Here is a 15320-nt window from a genome sequence, read left to right as displayed (position 1 = left end):
CTTGCGGGCCGCGCGGTGGTTCTCTCTCTGAGAGCGCTCTCAGTCATCCGTTCGTGCCCGACGAGAGGATGGACTTCCCATGACAGCACGACGTCTGCGCTGGGCAGCGTGGCCGGTGATCGCCGTGCTCGCCGCGGCGGTGCCCGCCGCCGAAGCCGCCGAACCACCCGGAGCGACGGTCACCGTCGACGTCCGGGCGGGGCTGGCCACCGTGCCGGACACCGGGATCGGCGTCAACCACGCGGTGTGGGACAGCCAGCTGGGGACCGACGCCGTGGCCGACCTGCTCGGCGGTGCCGGCGTGCGCGTGCTGCGGTACCCCGGCGGGTCCTACGGCGACATCTACCACTGGAAGGACAACACCGCGCCGGGCGGTTACGTCGCGCCCGGCACCGATTTCGACACCTTCATGGGCGGGGTCCGGCGGACCGGGGCCCAGCCGATCGTCATCGCGAACTACGGCACCGGGTCGCCGCAGGAGGCGGCGGGCTGGGTGCGGTACGCCAACGTCGAGCGGGGGTACGGCGTCAAGTACTGGGAAATCGGCAACGAGAACTACGGCAACGGCCACTACGGTTCCGCCTGGGAAGCCGACGACCACGCCGACAAGAGCCCGACCGCCTACGCCAACGAGGTCGTGGCCTACGCCGACGCGATGAAGGCCGCCGACCCGGCGGTGAAGATCGGCGCGGTGCTGACCACCCCGGCGAACTGGCCGGACGGCATCGTCGGCGAGGGCGACACCGCGACGTGGAACCAGACCGTGCTGTCGATCGCCGGCCCGCACGTCGACTTCGTGATCCTGCACTGGTACCCCGGCGGTTCGACGGCCGCGGAGGCGCTGACGAAGACGGAGCAGGTCGGCGACCTGATCTACCTGGCCCGCGAGCAGATCGCGCGGTACGCGGGCCGCCCGCTGGGCATCGCGCTGACCGAGACGAACACGCCGGTGGGCATGAACACCCAGCCCGGCGCGCTGTTCGCCGCCGACGTCTACAGCGCGTTGCTGGCCAACGGCGTGTTCACGGTGGACTGGTGGAACGCGCACAACGGGGCGACGAAACTGTCCACTGTGGCCGGTTACCCGGACTACGCCGACTTCGGCCTGCTCTCGAGCGCGACCTGCCTCCCCGAAGGCTGCGAGCCGGCGCTCAACACGCCGTTCGCGCCCTACTACGGCTTGAAGGTGCTGAGCGGCTTCGCGCGTCCCGGCGACCAGTTCGTCCGGGCCGCCGCGGACGACCCGCTCGTCGGCGCGCACGCCGTCCGCCGGCCGAACGGGGACCTGGCGGTGCTGCTGATCAACAAGGACCCCGATGCGTCGCGCGCGGTGACGCTCGACTACCGGGGTTACACGCCCGCCGCGGCCACACCGCTGGTTTCGACCTTCACCAACGGCGCGACGTCGATCACCAGTGCCCCCGCGGGTTCGGCCGGCACGCAGACGCTGCCGCCGTATTCGCTGACGACCGTGGTCCTGCACCCGGTTTCCCCCTTCGCCGGCCCGGGCGCACCGGGTCAGCCGACCGGCACGACGACCGACCGCACCGCGACGATCACCTGGCCCGCGGCCACTCCGGCCGGGCGCCCGATCGCGAAGTACGAGGTGTACGCGAACGGCCAGCTGTGGGGCGAGACGGCCGGAACGTCGTTCACCGCCCGGAACCTGGTGCCGGGCAGCCGGTACGCGGTGAACGTGCTGGCTCGTGACACGGCGGGGAACGTGTCGTGGGCGTCCCCGCCGTCGACGCTGACCACCGGCGCTCCGGCGGCGAGCAGCTGCACGGTGAAGCTGACCGACGTGACGGACTGGGCCAGCGGTTTCGTGGGCGGCATCCACGTGACGGCCGCGAACGTGGTGGGCGACTGGACGCTGGCGTTCACCTGGCCGACCGCGCGGCAGCGGGTGACGAGCGGCTGGAACGGAACGTGGACGCAGACGGGCAGCGCGGTGACGGTGACGTCGTCGGCGCCGGTGGCGTCGGGTGCTGACGTGGGTTTCGTGGCCGACTACGGCGGGCCGAACATCCTGCCGGTGGCGTTCACGCTCAACGGCACCCTCTGCTCGGTGGCGTGAGTCGATGGTGGTTGGCAGGCAGGTGCGTCTGCCAACCACCATCGTCACAGGTGTGGCCCAGCCGGCCCGAAATCACCCGGACCGCGGCGCCGCGTCCCTGGGTCACTTCTCCGGCGTGTCTTCCTGTCCGCGGAACGGCGGGGCTCGACGATACTGGGTCGACTTCGCTCCTGCGCGGTGGCGATTTCATACGCTTCGTACAGCGTCACATTGACTGTCTTGTAAAGTTCTTTCAGGTCTCGTCGGCCTGTGCGGTGAGCCTTCGATGCTTCCTTCAGTTTCGATCTCAAATTCTGGATGGCGCTGGGTAGTTCGCTGTCTTTTCTGCTGAGCCGGGAGGCCAGATCGTATGCTCTCCGTGCATGTCTCTCGGCTCTCATGAGTCGTCCGTATTCTTCGCCTTGGGAACTTCGGGACTGCAAAATATCGACTACGGCGTGCAGGTGTGTGGCGACAGCGATTTGCTCCGTGAGGTTGACGGGTGCGAGGGTGCGCTGTGGACTAGTGTCACTTGTGGTCAGTAGGCCGGTGAGCGTTGTAAGCCCGAATCGGGCACCTTGCTCGGCGATGGTGCTGACCGCCTCGATCGTCCTCGGATCCGCGTTTTCCGTTAACGCTCTGCCGGTTGCGCCGACAAGTGCGCCGACTATCGACCCAATGGGCAGAATCAATTGACGTGCCCTGGTGCAGGCGGTTAGAACTGCGTTCGTGAGCTTTGTTGTGTCAGCGTGATTGTCGAGTCTGGGGATTTGCCGGCGTACTCTCATTTCGAATGTGATGACCTGCCATCTGGCCTCCTGTGCGGCGGTGCGACGGTCTCCCTGGAACGAAAGACTGGCTCTCAAGGCGCCGACAGTTTCGTTGACTAAGTCTTCTGCTGGTGGTGGCGGCGGAGTGCTGTAGCCCCATGTCTTGAGGATGTAGGGCAGTGCCAGAGGGGCGTCGGAAGTGATTTTTTCGATTTCCTGCAGGGATAGGGGTGCATGTTTGCTTGGATCTGCCAGGTTGGACCACAGGTTGTCGTCTGTTGCAATCGATGAAATAGTGCTCAGGAGGTCGTCGAGTTTTCCGCGTAGCATCAACGCAGTTTCTTGATCGAACAACCGTGCGTGAAGTTCTTTGGCTTCCTTGCTCAGATCTCTCTCTTTCAAGATCAAGTCGTACAGCTTTCCTTGACCTGATCCATTCGGCGGGATTTCCGGTCTGGCTGGCACGGTGATCTCCTGGAGTGATCCGGGGGCCTGAACGTTCTTGAGTCGCGAGACACGCGGTCTGCGTTGCGCGCGGCGGTCCGCTGGAACTCAATGGAGACCTTGCCTGCGGTCAGTCCGCGTTCGCCAGGTGGGCGAGGGCTGACCGCAGCACCCGCCGCGTCTCGGCGTCCAGGCCTTCGAGCAAGCCGTCCTCCACCACCCGGATCGCGGCTCGGACCGTGGCGTGCCGCCGGAGGCCGAGTGGGGTCAGGCGGACGACCCGGGCCCGGCGGTCCGCGGGGTCCGGGTCGCGGCTGACCAGGCCCTCCGTCACCAGGCCGTCCAGCAGCGCGATCAGGCGGGTCTTGTCGTAGTGGATCTGCTGCGCCAGGACCAGCTGGCTCGGCGCCGATCCGTGGGCCAGTGCCGACAGCACCACGTACTGCCACATCGAGAGCCCGTGCTCGGCCAGCACGGGCTGCTCGGCCTCGGCCAGGCGGCGGCCCGCCCACGCGCAGAGTGCTCCGAGATCCTCGTCCACCCGCCGGATTTTACGCTTGGACAAACGATACGCAGATGCGTACGGTTAACCCCATGACAGCATTCCGGCCCGGGCGCGCCGAGACGCGCACGACCTCCATCGCCGCTCCGCCCGAACGCGTCCTCGGCTACCTGGCCGACGCGCGCCACCTGCCCGAATGGGCGCCGGGGTTCGCGCCCGCCGTCGAGCACGACCACGACGACGTCTGGCGCGTCCCGGCCGACGGTGGCCCGCGGCTGGTCGCGGTCAAAGTCGCGCGGGAGCACGGGGTCGTCGACTTCGTCAGCGCCGAAGCCCCGAACGTCGGGCTGTTCACCCGCGTGGTGCCCAACCTGACCGGCGCCGAGCTGATCTTCAGCCTGTTCTTCCCCGAGGACACCGACCCGGCCGCGGTCGACGCGCAGCTGGCGGTCGTCGACGAGGAGCTGCGGGCCGTGCGGGAGCGCGTCGAACGCTAGGGAACCCGGCGGAACCCCGGCGGCAGCCGCAGCTCGGTGACCTCCCCGGAGGCGTCCACCGCGACGTCCAGCGTGCCGCCCGCCAGGGGAAGTCCCGCCACTCGCAGGGCCCCGATCGGGCTGGGCCGGGGCGGGGACAGGGTCACCGTGCCGGCCGGAACGTCGGCGTCCAGGCCGAGGAACGCGATCAGCAGGCTGACCGCGGCCGCCGCCGACCAGGCCTGGGGGCGGCACGACGCCGGGTACGCCAGCGGGGTGGACGTCTCGGCGAGGCCGTAGCCCGCGAACAGCTCCGGCAGCCGGTAGCCGAACGCCGGTGCGGCCGAAAGCAGTTGTGCGCCAAGGGAAGCCGCGCGGGCGGACTGGCCGGAGCGCTGGAGCCCGCGGACGACGATCGCCGTGTCGTGGGGCCAGATCGAGCCGCAGTGGTAGCTCAACGGCGAATAGCCGCCCGCCGACGCGCTCATCGTGCGCAGGCCGAATCCCGGCGCCAGGACGGGATCCAGCAGCAGGGCCCCGATGGAAGTGCTTTCGCCGTCGGACAGCAGCCCGGTGCCGAGCAGGTGCCCGATGTTGCTCGTCAGCGCGTCCACCGGCCGCTTGTCGCCGTCCAGGGCCAGCGCCGGGTGGTGACCGTCCGGAGTGGACACCCAGAACTTCTCCCGGAACCGCGTGCGAAGCGCGGCAGCCCATTCGGAAAGACCGGGAGCGGGCTCACCCAACGCGGTCAGCAGCGAAGCCGCGCGCACGACCGCTTCGTGCTGGTACGCCTGGACTTCGGCCAGCGCGATCGGCGGCTTCGCCTGCTCGCCGCCGAAGAAGCGGACGGCGTCGCCGGAGTCCTTCCAGCCCTGGTTGGCCAGGCCGCGGCCGCTTTCGTCGCGGTATTCGGCGAACCCGTCGCCGTCGGAGTCGGCGGCGCCGGTGATCCACTCCAGGGCGAACCGCAGCGTCGGCAGCAGGTCGCGGACCTCGTCCTCGGGCAGGCCCCAGCGCCAGGCGTCGTGCAGCAGGCAGACCCACAACGCGGTCGCGTCGACCGTCCCGTAGTACTCGGCGGGCAGCGAGGCGTCGTGGGTTTCGATCGGGTCCCGGCGCTGCTCGTGCAGGATCTTGCCCGGCGCCTCGCCGGTCGCCGGGTCGTGCCGCGTGCCCTGGGCGCGCGCGAGCGTCCGGAGCGTCCCGCCCGCGAGCTCCACCGAGAGCGGCAACGCGAGCCGCGCGGCCCACAGGCTGTCCCGGCCGAACAGCGTGAGGAACCACGGCGCGCCCGCGCCGGCGAACGCGTCGCCGGGGTGGTCGCGTTCGGCGAGCAGCAGCCCGCCGAGGTCGTCGAGCGCGCGGTCCAGCAGCGCGGTGAACCGGCGGTCGTCGGCGTGCACCCGCGGGCGCGGCACCGCGGTGGTGCCCGGGACGAACAGCGCCCGCTCGTCGGAAACCCGCAGTGACCAGCGCAGCGTGGCCGCCCCGTCGACCGTCCAGCGCAGCCGGAGCCGCGGCCCGTCGACGACGACTTCGGCGCCTTCGGCCGTCACTTCGGAGACCGCCGAGGACGCCGCCCACCGGTGGCCCGCGGGCGCGACGGGGGAACGCTCCCGGCCCGACTTGATCTCGTCGATCGGCGCGAAGTCGGCCGCCAGCACCACCTCCACGACGCGGCGCCGGCTCGCACCGGCCGTCGAGACCAGCGAAAGCTCCTCGGTCATCCCGGCCGCCGTGACCGTGCGGTCGCGCCGCAGCCAGACGGTCGGGTCGGGGCCGGGCTCGCCGAGCCGGCGCAGCAGCCCGGTGAACCGCGCCCGGTCGGCGGCCGGCTCGTCGCCGCCGATGGCCTCCGGTTCGTCGCCGTCCACCGTGACGACGGCTTCGCTGAGCAGCCGGAGGTCGCCGTGCAGGAGTCCTTGCGTGCCGCCGCGGATCTGCCCGTCCCGGCCGGACAGGACGACGGTGGGCGCGCGCAGGGCGATCGCGAGGTCGTGGAGCAGGGGCTGGAGGTCGGCCATGCCTACGATTGGATCGATCAAACAAAGGAATGTCAACTGGATCCGAGGTCTTGACAGCTCAGCGGCACGGGTTCAGAGTGTCCGGCAGTTGAACGTTCAAAACGGAGGCGAAATGGGACGGCCCACGCTGAACTCGGTGGCCGAAGCGGCCGCGGTGTCGCGGCAGACCGTGTCCAATGTGATCAACTCGCCCGAGGTGGTCAGCCCGGAGACGCGCGAGCGCGTGCTGGCCGCCATCGAGCGGCTGGGCTACCGCCCGAACACCGCCGCCCGCCAGATGCGCACCACGCGCTCGCAGATCATCGGGCTGTGCATCCCGCCGTCGGGCAACGGCGTCAGCGGCGTCGTCCTCGACCAGTTCCTGCACTCGCTGACCGCGACCGCCGAGCGCTACGACCACCGGATCATGCTGTTCACCGCGGCCGACGACGAGGCCGAAACCCGCGCGTACGCCGACCTGATCGCCTCGGTCGGCATCGACGGGTTCGTGCTCACCAACACCCACCACGACGACCTGCGCACCCGCTGGCTGCTCGACCGGGAACTGCCGTTCGTGACGTTCGGCCGGCCGTGGGGCGCGGAGGACACCCACCCGTGGGTCGACGTCGACGGCGCGGCGGGCACCCGGCTGGCCACGGACCACCTGGTCCGCCAGGGGCACCGGCGGATCGCGTTCGTGGGGTGGCCGGAGGGCTCGGGCAGCGGCGACGACCGCCGCGCGGGCTGGGCCGCCGGACTCGCGGCCGCGGGACTGGGCGAAGGTCCGCAGGCCGCGGTGTACGACGGGGTCGAGGGTGGCCGGTCGGCCGCCGCCCGGCTGCTGGACGCGAGCGGATCCGCCGGCGGTGCGGCCGGCGGCGCCGCGAACCTGCGCGGTGGCGGGCCGGCCGGCGGAGTGGGCGGCGGCGCTGCGAACCCGCCCGGCGGCGACCACCCCGCGATCGCCGCCGGTGCGCCCACCGCGTTCGTCTGCGCCAGTGACTCGCTCGCCCTCGGGGTCACCGCCGAGCTGCGGGACCGCGGTATCCGGCCCGGCGCGGACGCCGCCGTGATCGGGTTCGACGACACCCCGACCGCGTCCGTGCTCGGGCTGAGCAGTGTCGCGCAGCCCATCGCCGATGTCGCCGCCGAGTGCGTCCGGCAGCTGCGGGCCATCCTGCGGGGCGATCCCGCCGCCGAACCCGCGACCACCCTCTTCACCCCGCACCTGGTGCTGCGCACCACGTGAGTCCCCGCGCGATCAAGGAGGATCGATGCTTCCCCGCCGAACTGTGGCCGCCTTCGCGGCGGCCGGCCTGCTGCTCCCGCTTTCCGCCTGTGGCAGCGGCTTCGACGACTCGTCGCAACCCGCCACCCAGCAGGCCGGGCCCGCCACGCTCAAGGTGATGATCGCCGCGAGCGGTGGCGCCGAGCTCAAAGCCATGCAGGACGCCGCCGCGGCCTGGGGCAAAGACGGCTCGAAGGCCGAGGTCGTGAGCGCCAACGATCTCCCGCAGCAGCTCAGCCAGGGCTTCGCGGCCGGCAGCCCGCCGGACGTCTTCGCCGTCGACGCCACCAAGTTCCAGGGCTACGCCGACCAGATGCTCCCGTACGGCGACGGACTGTCCTACTCCGGCGACATCTACCCGACGCTGCGCACCACGTTCACCAAGGACGGCAAGCTCTACTGCGCTCCCAAGGACTTCTCGACCCTCGCACTGGCCGTCAACACCGACGACTGGGCCGCGGCCGGGCTCACCGACACCGACCTCCCCAAGACGTGGGACCAGCTCGAGTCCGTCGCGCGGAAGCTGACCACCGGCGGCCGGACCGGGCTGGTCTTCAACGACACCCGTGACCGCGTCGGGGCGTTCCTGGTGCAGGCCGGTGGCTGGGCCACCGACGCCGACCAGAAGCAGGCCACCGCCGACACCCCGCAGAACCTCCAGGCCCTGACCTACGTCCGCGACCTCCTGGCCGCCGGCGTCGCGAAGTATCCGAAGCAGATCGGCGCCGGTGACTCCGGTGAGGCGTTCGGCCAGCACAAGGCGTCGATGAGCATCGACGGCAACTGGATGGTCGGCGGGATGAAGAAGGACTACCCCGGCGTCAAGTACCGCGTCGTCGCGCTGCCCGCCGGTCCGGCCGGGCCCGGCACGCTGTCGTTCACGCAGTGCTGGGGCATCGCCGCCAAGAGCAAGTTCCAGGAGCAGGCCAAGCAGCTCGTCGACTCGTTCATGCAGCCGCAGCAGCAGCTCGCGTTCGCCGAAGCCTTCGGCGTGATCCCGTCGCGGCAGTCCGTGCGGGCGCAGTACGAGCAGAAGTTCCCGGCGCAGTCGGCGTTCGTCGCCGGCGCCGACCACGCGCACGGGCCCGTCACCCTGACCAAGATGGACCCGGTGCTGACCGACTTCGACGCCCAGCTGCAGCAGCTGCCGGGCGCCGACCCGAAGCGGATCCTGCAGCAGCTGCAGCAGAACACCGCGGCCGCGCTGGGGCAGTGACGCCATGGGCACGCTGCTCACCACGCCGGTGGCTCCGGGTGCCGCACCCCCGCGCGGCACCCGGGGCCGCCGCCCCCTCCGGCGCGACGGCCGGGCCGGCTGGCTCTTCCTCGCCCCGACGCTGATCGTGCTCGGCCTGTTCATGGTGCTGCCGATCCTGATGGCGCTCTGGGTGAGCGTCAGCGACTGGACCGGCAACGGCAGCCCGTTCTCCTCGCGCGTGCACTTCGTCGGCGGCGACAACTACGCCGCCCTGCTCGCCGAACCCGGGCTGACGCGCCAGAACTTCGCGACGAGCGTCCGCAACAACGGCTACTTCGTGCTGTTCGTGGTCCCCCTCCAAACCGCCCTCGCCCTCTTCCTGGCGTTGCTCCTGAATCAGCGAAAGCTGCGGGGCCGCCAGTTCTTCCGGACCGCGTTCTACTTCCCGACCGTGACCAGCTCGGTCGCCATCTCGGTGGTGTTCCTCTTCCTGTTTTCCAGCACCGGCACGGTGAACGCGGCGCTGAAACTGTTCGGGGTGGACGGTCCGAGCTGGTTCGCCGACCCGCGCGGGATCTTCCACCTCGCGCTCGGCGACCCCGCGGACCCGCCGGCCGCGCTGGCGGGCCACGGTTTCCTCGGACTGTCCTGGTGGGACTGGCTGGCCGGCCCGAGCGTGGCGATGTGCTCGATCATCGTGCTCGTCGTCTGGACCTCCACCGGCGGCTTCATGCTGATGTTCTACGCGGCGCTGCAGAACCTGCCGCCGTCGGTCGACGAGGCCGCGCTGATCGACGGCGCGACGTCGTGGCAGCGGTTCTGGCGCGTCACCCTGCCGCAGCTGCGCCCGACGCTGTTCCTGGTGCTGACGCTCGGGCTGATCGGCACCTGGCAGGTCTTCGACCAGGTGTACGTGCTCAGCCGCGGCAACCCGGCCAACACCACGCTGACGCCGGCCTACCTGTCGTACTCGTCGTCGTTCATCGGTCACCAGTGGGGCCAGGGCGCGGCGATCGCGTTCCTCCTGTTCCTCGTGATCGTGGCGTTCACCCTGGTGCAGCGCTGGGCCCTGCGGGAGCGCCGATGACGAAGAAGCGCTGGCTCGGGTACGCGGTGCTGCTGCTGGTCGCGGCGCTGTACATCTACCCCTTCCTCATCCAGCTCGCGACGGCGTTCAAGACCGACGCCGACGCCACCGCGCACCCGCTCCTGCCGTGGCCGCAGCAGTGGTCCGCCAGTGTCTTCCGGACGCTCGCCGAGCAGGACTTCCCGCGCTGGGCCCTGAACTCCGTGTTCGTCTCGGTGACGATCACCGTCGGGCGGGTCGTCTTCAACTCCCTCGCCGGCTACGCCCTTTCCCGGCTGCGGTTCCGCGGCCGGCGCGCGGTCTTCGGGGCCGTCCTGGCGGTCATCGCCGTGCCGAGCGTGGTGCTGCTGATCCCGAAGTTCCTGGTGCTGAACCAGCTCGGCATGTACGACAGCTACGCGGGGATGATCATCCCGCTGCTGGTCGACGGCACCGGGGTGTTCATCATGAAGCAGTTCTTCGACACCGTGCCGGTGAGCGTCGAGGAAGCCGCCCGGATCGACGGCGCCGGTCCGTTCCGGACCTTCTGGTCAGTGGTCCTGCCGATGTCGAAACCGGCGTTGATCACCGTGACCATCTTGTCGTTCCAAGGATCGTGGAACGAGCTGCCGCACTACATCGTGTCGCGGCAGGACCCGGCGCTGAACACGCTGACCTCCGGCGTCGCGAGCCTGGTCTCCGGCGAACTCGGCCAGGGCAACCAGTTCCCGCTGAAGCTGGCCGCGGCGCTGCTGATGACGGTGCCGGTCGCGATCGTCTACTTCGTGTTCTCGCGCCGGTTCACCCAGGGCACCTACGAGGGAGCCGACAAGTAGCTCAGCGGATCAGCTCGTCGGCGACCCACCGGACCACGCCGTCCGGGTACGGGTTGCCCAAGCCGAGCACGACGTGGCCGAACCCGGCGCCGGTCGCTTCTTCGATCTTTTCCCGCGTGGCGGCGGGCTTGTCGTAGTCGACGGGCAGGAAGATCGAGCGGGTGATCGACGCCGGGTCGCGGCCGATCTCGGCGCAGAAGCGGTCAAGCAGCCGGCTGCGGGCGGCCAGGTCCTCGATGTCGCCGCCGCCCGGGATGTTCCACTGGTCGGCGTGCTCGGCGACCACCCGCAGCGTGGCGCTCGCCCGCCCGCCGATCATGATCGGCGGGTGCGGCCGTTGCACCGGCTTCGGGTTGCCGAAGGCACCCTTCAGCTTGACGTGCTCGCCGTCGAAGTCGAACGGCTCGGCCTCGGTCCACAAGCGACGGATGACCGTGCACGCCTCGGCGAGCGCGGCGACGGCGTCGTCCTGGGTGTGGTACGGCAGGCCGTGGCCGTCGTATTCCCGGCGGGCCAGCGGGTGGCTCGGCCGGGAGCCGGCGCCGATGCCGAAGTCGAGGCGGCCGCCGGACACGACGTCCACTGTGGTCGCGATCTTCGCCAGCACCGCCGGCGGCCGGAAGCGGTTGCTGGTCACCATCAGGCCGAGCCGGATCCGCTCGGTCTGCGCGGCCAGTGCCGAAAGCAGTGTCCAGCCTTCGAAGATCGGGCCGTCGGGGTCGCCGCCGATCGGCATGAGGTGGTCGAACAGCCAGGCGTGCTCGATCTCGGGGATCCCGTCGGCCTCGCGCCAGACGCGCCGGATCTCGTCGTAGCCCACGTTCATGGGCGGGATCATGATGCCGAAGCTGGTCATCAGCGCCTCCGGAGGGACGGGTCGAGCAGGGCGGGCGGGGTGTCGAACTTCTCGTGCGCGGCCAGGTCGACGCCGGGGGCGACGATCGCGTCGATCTCGTCGAGGACGTCGGCGGGCAGCACGGTGTCGGCGGCGGCGAGCTGCGACTCCAGGTGGCCGAGCGTGCGCGGGCCGATGAGCGCGCTGGTCACGCCCGGGTGCGCGGTGACGAACCCGAGCGCCAGCTGAATCAGCGAAAGTGCCGCCTGGTCGGCCAGCTTGGCGAGCTTTTCGACGGCGTCGAGGCGGGCCTGGTTGGCCGGGTCGGTGAGGTCGAAACGCTGGGGGAGCACCTGCGACCGGCTGGTCGTGATCTCCTGCCCGGCCCGGACCGCGCCCGAGAGCCAGCCCGACGCGAGCGGGCTCCACGCGAGCACGCCGAGGCCGTACTCCTGCGTCACCGGCAGGACGTGGGCTTCGATGCCGCGCTGCAGGATCGAGTAGCTGGGCTGCTCGGTGGCGTACCGGCTCAGGTGGTGCTCGCGCGCGGCCCACTGGGCCTGCACGATCCGGTACGCGGGGAACGTCGACGAGCCGAAGGCGCGGATCTTGCCCGCGCGCTGCAGGTCGGTCAGCGCGGAAAGCGTTTCCTCGTCGCTCGTGGCGGGGTCCCAGCGGTGGACCTGGTAGAGGTCGACGTGGTCGACGCCGAGGCGGCGCAGGCTGTCGTCCAGGGCCTTGACCAGCCAGCGGCGGGAGCTGCCGCGGTGGTTGCGCTCCTCGCCCATCGGCATGGCCGCCTTCGTGGCGAGCACGAGGTCGTCGCGGCGGCCCTTGACGGCCTGGCCGACCATGACCTCCGACTCGCCCTGGCCGTACATGTCGGCGGTGTCGATCAGGTTGATCCCGCCCTCGATGGCGGCGTCGACGATGGCGGTGGCGTCGTCCTGGGTGGTGCGCCCGATGGCGCCGAAGTTCATCGCGCCGAGTGCGAGCGTGCTGACCTGGACGCCGGTCCGGCCCAGGGTGCGGTACTGCATTTCGATGGCCTCCATGGCAAGATAGCAACCGGAACGTTGCTCCGCTAACGATACGGAACAAGGTTCCGGTTAGCAACCCTGGAGGTGTGGTGAGCGAGCCCAAGCCCAAGCGTGCCGACGCCCGGCGCAACGAGAAGACGCTGCTGGACGCGGCGGCCGCGGTCTTCGTCGCGTCCGGGGTGGACGCGCCGGTGCGGGACATCGCGGCGAAGGCGGGCGTCGGGATGGGCACGATCTACCGCCACTTCCCGACCCGGGCCGACCTGATCATCGCCGTCTACCGGCACCAGGTGGAGGCCTGCGCCGCGGCCGGGCCCACGCTGCTGGCTTCGGCCGCGTCGCCGCACGCGGCGCTGGCGGAGTGGATCGACCTGTTCGTCGACTTCCTCGTGACCAAGCACGGGCTCGCGGGCGTCCTGCAGGGCGACGGCTTCGACACGCTGCACGCGTACTTCCTGGACCGCCTGGTGCCGGTGTGCGCCGAGCTGCTCGAGGCCGCCGGGCTGACCGCGCGGGTGCGGCCGCTGGAGCTGATGCGCGGCGTCGGCAACCTGTGCATCGGCGCGGAGGACAACCCGGACTACGACGCGCGCCGCCTGGTCGGCATCCTGATCGCGGGGCTGCGGGCGTGATCGGGCAGCTCACAGCCGACCCGTACCCGCTGCTGGCCCGGCTGCGCGCGGCCGAGGGGGTGTCCTGGCTGCCGGAGCTGGCCGGCTGGCTGGTCACGCGGCACGACCTGGCGCTGCGGGTGATGCGCGACGCGGCCGCGTTCACCGTCGACGACCCCCGGTTCTCGACGGCCCTGGTCGTCGGCCCGTCGATGCTCTCGCTGGAGGCGGCCGAGCACACCCGGCACCGGACGCCGTTCGCCCGGCACTTCCGCCCCCGCGAGATCGCGGACCGCTTCACCGGCTTCGTCCGCGCCGAATGCGCCCGGCTCGTCAACGGCTTCGCGGCGGACGGGCGCGCGGAGCTGCGGCGGGCGCTGGCCGGTCCCCTCTCCGTGGCGGTGGTGGCCGACGCGCTGGGCCTGGCCGGCACGGACACGGCGCGGGTGCTGGCCTGGTACGACGCGATCGTGTCCACAGTGGATGAGATCACCGCGGGTCGCTCGCCGGGATCCCGTGGTGCGGAAGCGTTCGGCGAGCTGCGCGCGCACCTCGAGGGCACGGTCGGCCGGCGCTCGCTGCTGACCGAGGCGGCGCGGGACCTGGCGCTGCCGGAGGTCGTGTCGAACGCGGCGGTGCTGATGTTCGGCGGCATCGAGACGACCGAGGGCATGATCGCGAACCTCCTGCTGCACCTGCTGCGCGACCCGGCGCAGTGGGCCGCGGTCCGGGCGGACCGCACGCTCATCCCGGCCGCGATCGAGGAATCCCTGCGCCTCGAACCCGCGGCGGCGGTGGTCGACCGCTACGCGACCCGCGACACCGCGCTCGCCGGAGCGTCGATCGCGCGGGGCGATCTCGTGACGGTCTCGCTCACCGCCGCCAACCGCGACCCGGCGGTGTTCTCGCACCCGGACGTGTTCGACCCGCGTCGCCCGGACCTGCGCAAACAGCTGGCGTTCGCGCACGGCCCGCACTTCTGCCTCGGCGCCGACCTCGCTCGCCTGGAGGCGCGGATCGCCGTCGAGACCCTGCTCGACCGGCTGCCCGGGATCGCACTGACCGGGGAAGTCGCGCCGTCGGGGCTGGTGTTCCGCAAACCCGCGGCCGTACCCGCGCGGTGGCTGCCATCATGACCGCATGACTGCGTGGCGGGAGTTCGAAGCGGCGGAGCCGGAGTTCGCCGAGCGCGTGCGGACGCTGTTCGACGCGCACAAGCACAAGACGATCGCCACGCTGCGGGCCGACGGCTCGCCGCGGATTTCGGGCATCGAGACGGTCTTCGCCGGCGGCGAGCTGACCTTCGGGTCGATGCCGAACGCGCGCAAGGGCGCGGACCTGGCGCGGGACCCGCGGTTCGCGGTGCACAGCGCGACGATCGACCCGGTCGAGGGCGCGGAGGCGCAGTGGCCGGGGGAGGCGAAGATCTCGGGCCGGGCGGTCACGGCCGACGGGGAGGGGTTCCGGGCCGACATCGCGGAGGTCGTGCACACGCACCTGAACGCGGCGGCGACCTTGCTGGTGGTGGAGTGGTGGACGCCGGCGGGCGGGCTGCGCAAGGTCGAGCGCGAGTGAGCTGAGCGGCGGCCCGGACGTCATGAACGACTCGTTCATGACGTCGGGTGGCGGGTGGTGCTGCTGGCCTACGGTGCTGCTGGCCCTGGCCCGGCTGGCGGGTTCGCCCCGCCGGTCCGCGTCACGGGGCCACCCTGTGCCGCTGCCGTGGCATCTCGCCGGTCACTGCGCCGTGTCCGGAGGTCGCGAATGAGTCATTCGCGACCTCCAGCGTCCCGTATGAGTCATTCGCGACCTCCGGCGTCCCGAATGAGTCATTCGCGACCTCCGGCGTCCCGAATGAGTCATTCGCGACCTCCAGCGTCCCGTATGAGTCATTCGCGACCTCGGCACCGGCTTGCCTCGCCGGCTCGCGCCGGCGGCCCGGCCTGCCGGGTTCGCGCCGCGGGGCCGCCCCGGCCGTCCCGCCCGCGCTGTCCCGTCGGCCCGCGCCGCCGCCCGCCCCGTTCTCGCCAGGTTCGTGCCGATGGCCCCGCGTCGCGGGCCCGCCGTCCCGCCCCACCCGCCTGCGGGCCCGCCCTGTGCCGCTGCCGCGGCATCTCGCCGGTCACTGCGCCGTGTCCGGAGGTCGCGAATGACTCATTCGCGTCCTCCAGCGTCCCCAATGAGTCATTCGCGAC

The 15320-nt window shown here is 71.1% G+C and carries 14 protein-coding genes; 9 read left to right on the top strand and 5 right to left on the bottom strand.

Annotated features, from left to right (window positions below):
* Positions 1-79 precede the first annotated feature (79 nt).
* Complete coding sequence (locus AB5J73_RS01595) at positions 80-2077, top strand: cellulose binding domain-containing protein (RefSeq protein WP_370967356.1); 1998 nt, start codon at positions 80-82, stop codon at positions 2075-2077.
* 44 nt (positions 2078-2121) lie between these two features.
* Here the strand turns inward: AB5J73_RS01595 and AB5J73_RS01590 are convergent, their stop codons facing one another.
* Both AB5J73_RS01590 and AB5J73_RS01585 read right to left on the bottom strand, forming a co-directional pair.
* The gene (locus AB5J73_RS01590; RefSeq protein WP_370967354.1) at positions 2122-3291 is read right to left on the bottom strand and encodes a hypothetical protein; all 1170 of its coding nucleotides are present in this window, start codon (positions 3289-3291) and stop codon (positions 2122-2124) included.
* Between the two features lie 109 nt (positions 3292-3400).
* Complete coding sequence (locus AB5J73_RS01585; RefSeq protein ID WP_370967352.1) at positions 3401-3811, bottom strand: MarR family winged helix-turn-helix transcriptional regulator; 411 nt, start codon at positions 3809-3811, stop codon at positions 3401-3403.
* A gap of 53 nt (positions 3812-3864) precedes the next feature.
* Here AB5J73_RS01585 and AB5J73_RS01580 point away from each other — a divergent pair, with 53 nt between their 5' ends.
* Positions 3865-4269: an SRPBCC family protein gene (locus AB5J73_RS01580; RefSeq protein ID WP_370967350.1), complete on the top strand. Its 405-nt coding sequence runs from the start codon at positions 3865-3867 to the stop codon at positions 4267-4269.
* Here AB5J73_RS01580 and AB5J73_RS01575 read toward each other — a convergent pair.
* On the bottom strand, positions 4266-6272 hold the full coding sequence (locus AB5J73_RS01575; protein WP_370967348.1) for a glycogen debranching N-terminal domain-containing protein: 2007 nt from the start codon (positions 6270-6272) through the stop codon (positions 4266-4268). The genes AB5J73_RS01580 and AB5J73_RS01575 overlap by 4 nt on opposite strands.
* A gap of 112 nt (positions 6273-6384) precedes the next feature.
* On the opposite strand from AB5J73_RS01575, the gene AB5J73_RS01570 reads away from it, so the two are divergent.
* The 4 genes from AB5J73_RS01570 to AB5J73_RS01555 are packed head-to-tail and all read left to right on the top strand — an operon-like array spanning position 6385 to position 10639.
* Positions 6385-7500, top strand: a complete 1116-nt coding sequence (locus AB5J73_RS01570) for a LacI family DNA-binding transcriptional regulator (RefSeq protein ID WP_370967346.1) — start codon at positions 6385-6387, stop codon at positions 7498-7500.
* A gap of 25 nt (positions 7501-7525) precedes the next feature.
* Positions 7526-8755 (top strand): extracellular solute-binding protein, encoded by a 1230-nt coding sequence (locus AB5J73_RS01565; protein ID WP_370967344.1) that lies wholly within the window; start codon positions 7526-7528, stop codon positions 8753-8755.
* Positions 8756-8759: 4 nt separating this feature from the next.
* Entirely contained in the window at positions 8760-9824 is a 1065-nt protein-coding gene (locus tag AB5J73_RS01560; RefSeq protein ID WP_370967342.1) for a carbohydrate ABC transporter permease, read from the top strand.
* Positions 9821-10639 carry a carbohydrate ABC transporter permease gene (locus tag AB5J73_RS01555; protein ID WP_370967340.1) on the top strand — a complete coding sequence of 273 codons (819 nt, stop codon included), beginning with the start codon at positions 9821-9823 and terminating at the stop codon, positions 10637-10639. Before AB5J73_RS01560 ends, AB5J73_RS01555 begins: the two co-directional genes overlap by 4 nt.
* Position 10640: 1 nt before the next feature.
* On the opposite strand, the gene AB5J73_RS01550 is transcribed toward AB5J73_RS01555, so the two are convergent.
* Both AB5J73_RS01550 and AB5J73_RS01545 read right to left on the bottom strand, forming a co-directional pair.
* Entirely contained in the window at positions 10641-11495 is an 855-nt protein-coding gene (locus tag AB5J73_RS01550) for an LLM class flavin-dependent oxidoreductase (RefSeq protein WP_370967338.1), read from the bottom strand.
* Positions 11495-12514 carry an aldo/keto reductase gene (locus AB5J73_RS01545; protein WP_370972850.1) on the bottom strand — a complete coding sequence of 340 codons (1020 nt, stop codon included), beginning with the start codon at positions 12512-12514 and terminating at the stop codon, positions 11495-11497. The genes AB5J73_RS01550 and AB5J73_RS01545 overlap by 1 nt, the downstream gene beginning before the upstream one ends.
* An 89-nt stretch (positions 12515-12603) precedes the next feature.
* Between AB5J73_RS01545 and AB5J73_RS01540 the strand changes: the two genes are divergently transcribed.
* Genes AB5J73_RS01540 through AB5J73_RS01530 form a run of 3 tightly spaced genes read left to right on the top strand, consistent with a single transcriptional unit; the run spans position 12604 to position 14700 of the window.
* A complete protein-coding gene (locus tag AB5J73_RS01540; RefSeq protein WP_370967336.1) occupies positions 12604-13146 on the top strand; it encodes a TetR/AcrR family transcriptional regulator in 543 nt (180 codons plus the stop codon).
* Positions 13143-14261, top strand: coding sequence for a cytochrome P450 (locus tag AB5J73_RS01535; RefSeq protein ID WP_370967333.1), 1119 nt, complete (start codon positions 13143-13145; stop codon positions 14259-14261). Before AB5J73_RS01540 ends, AB5J73_RS01535 begins: the two co-directional genes overlap by 4 nt.
* A 4-nt stretch (positions 14262-14265) precedes the next feature.
* Positions 14266-14700 carry a pyridoxamine 5'-phosphate oxidase family protein gene (locus tag AB5J73_RS01530; RefSeq protein ID WP_370967331.1) on the top strand — a complete coding sequence of 145 codons (435 nt, stop codon included), beginning with the start codon at positions 14266-14268 and terminating at the stop codon, positions 14698-14700.
* Positions 14701-15320 lie beyond the last annotated feature (620 nt).

Origin of the sequence: Amycolatopsis sp. cg9, assembly GCF_041346945.1 — a bacterium.
Classification (GTDB): domain Bacteria; phylum Actinomycetota; class Actinomycetes; order Mycobacteriales; family Pseudonocardiaceae; genus Amycolatopsis.
The sequence above is the reverse complement of the archived record's forward strand: the minus strand, read 5'-3'. Positions and strand labels throughout refer to the sequence as shown.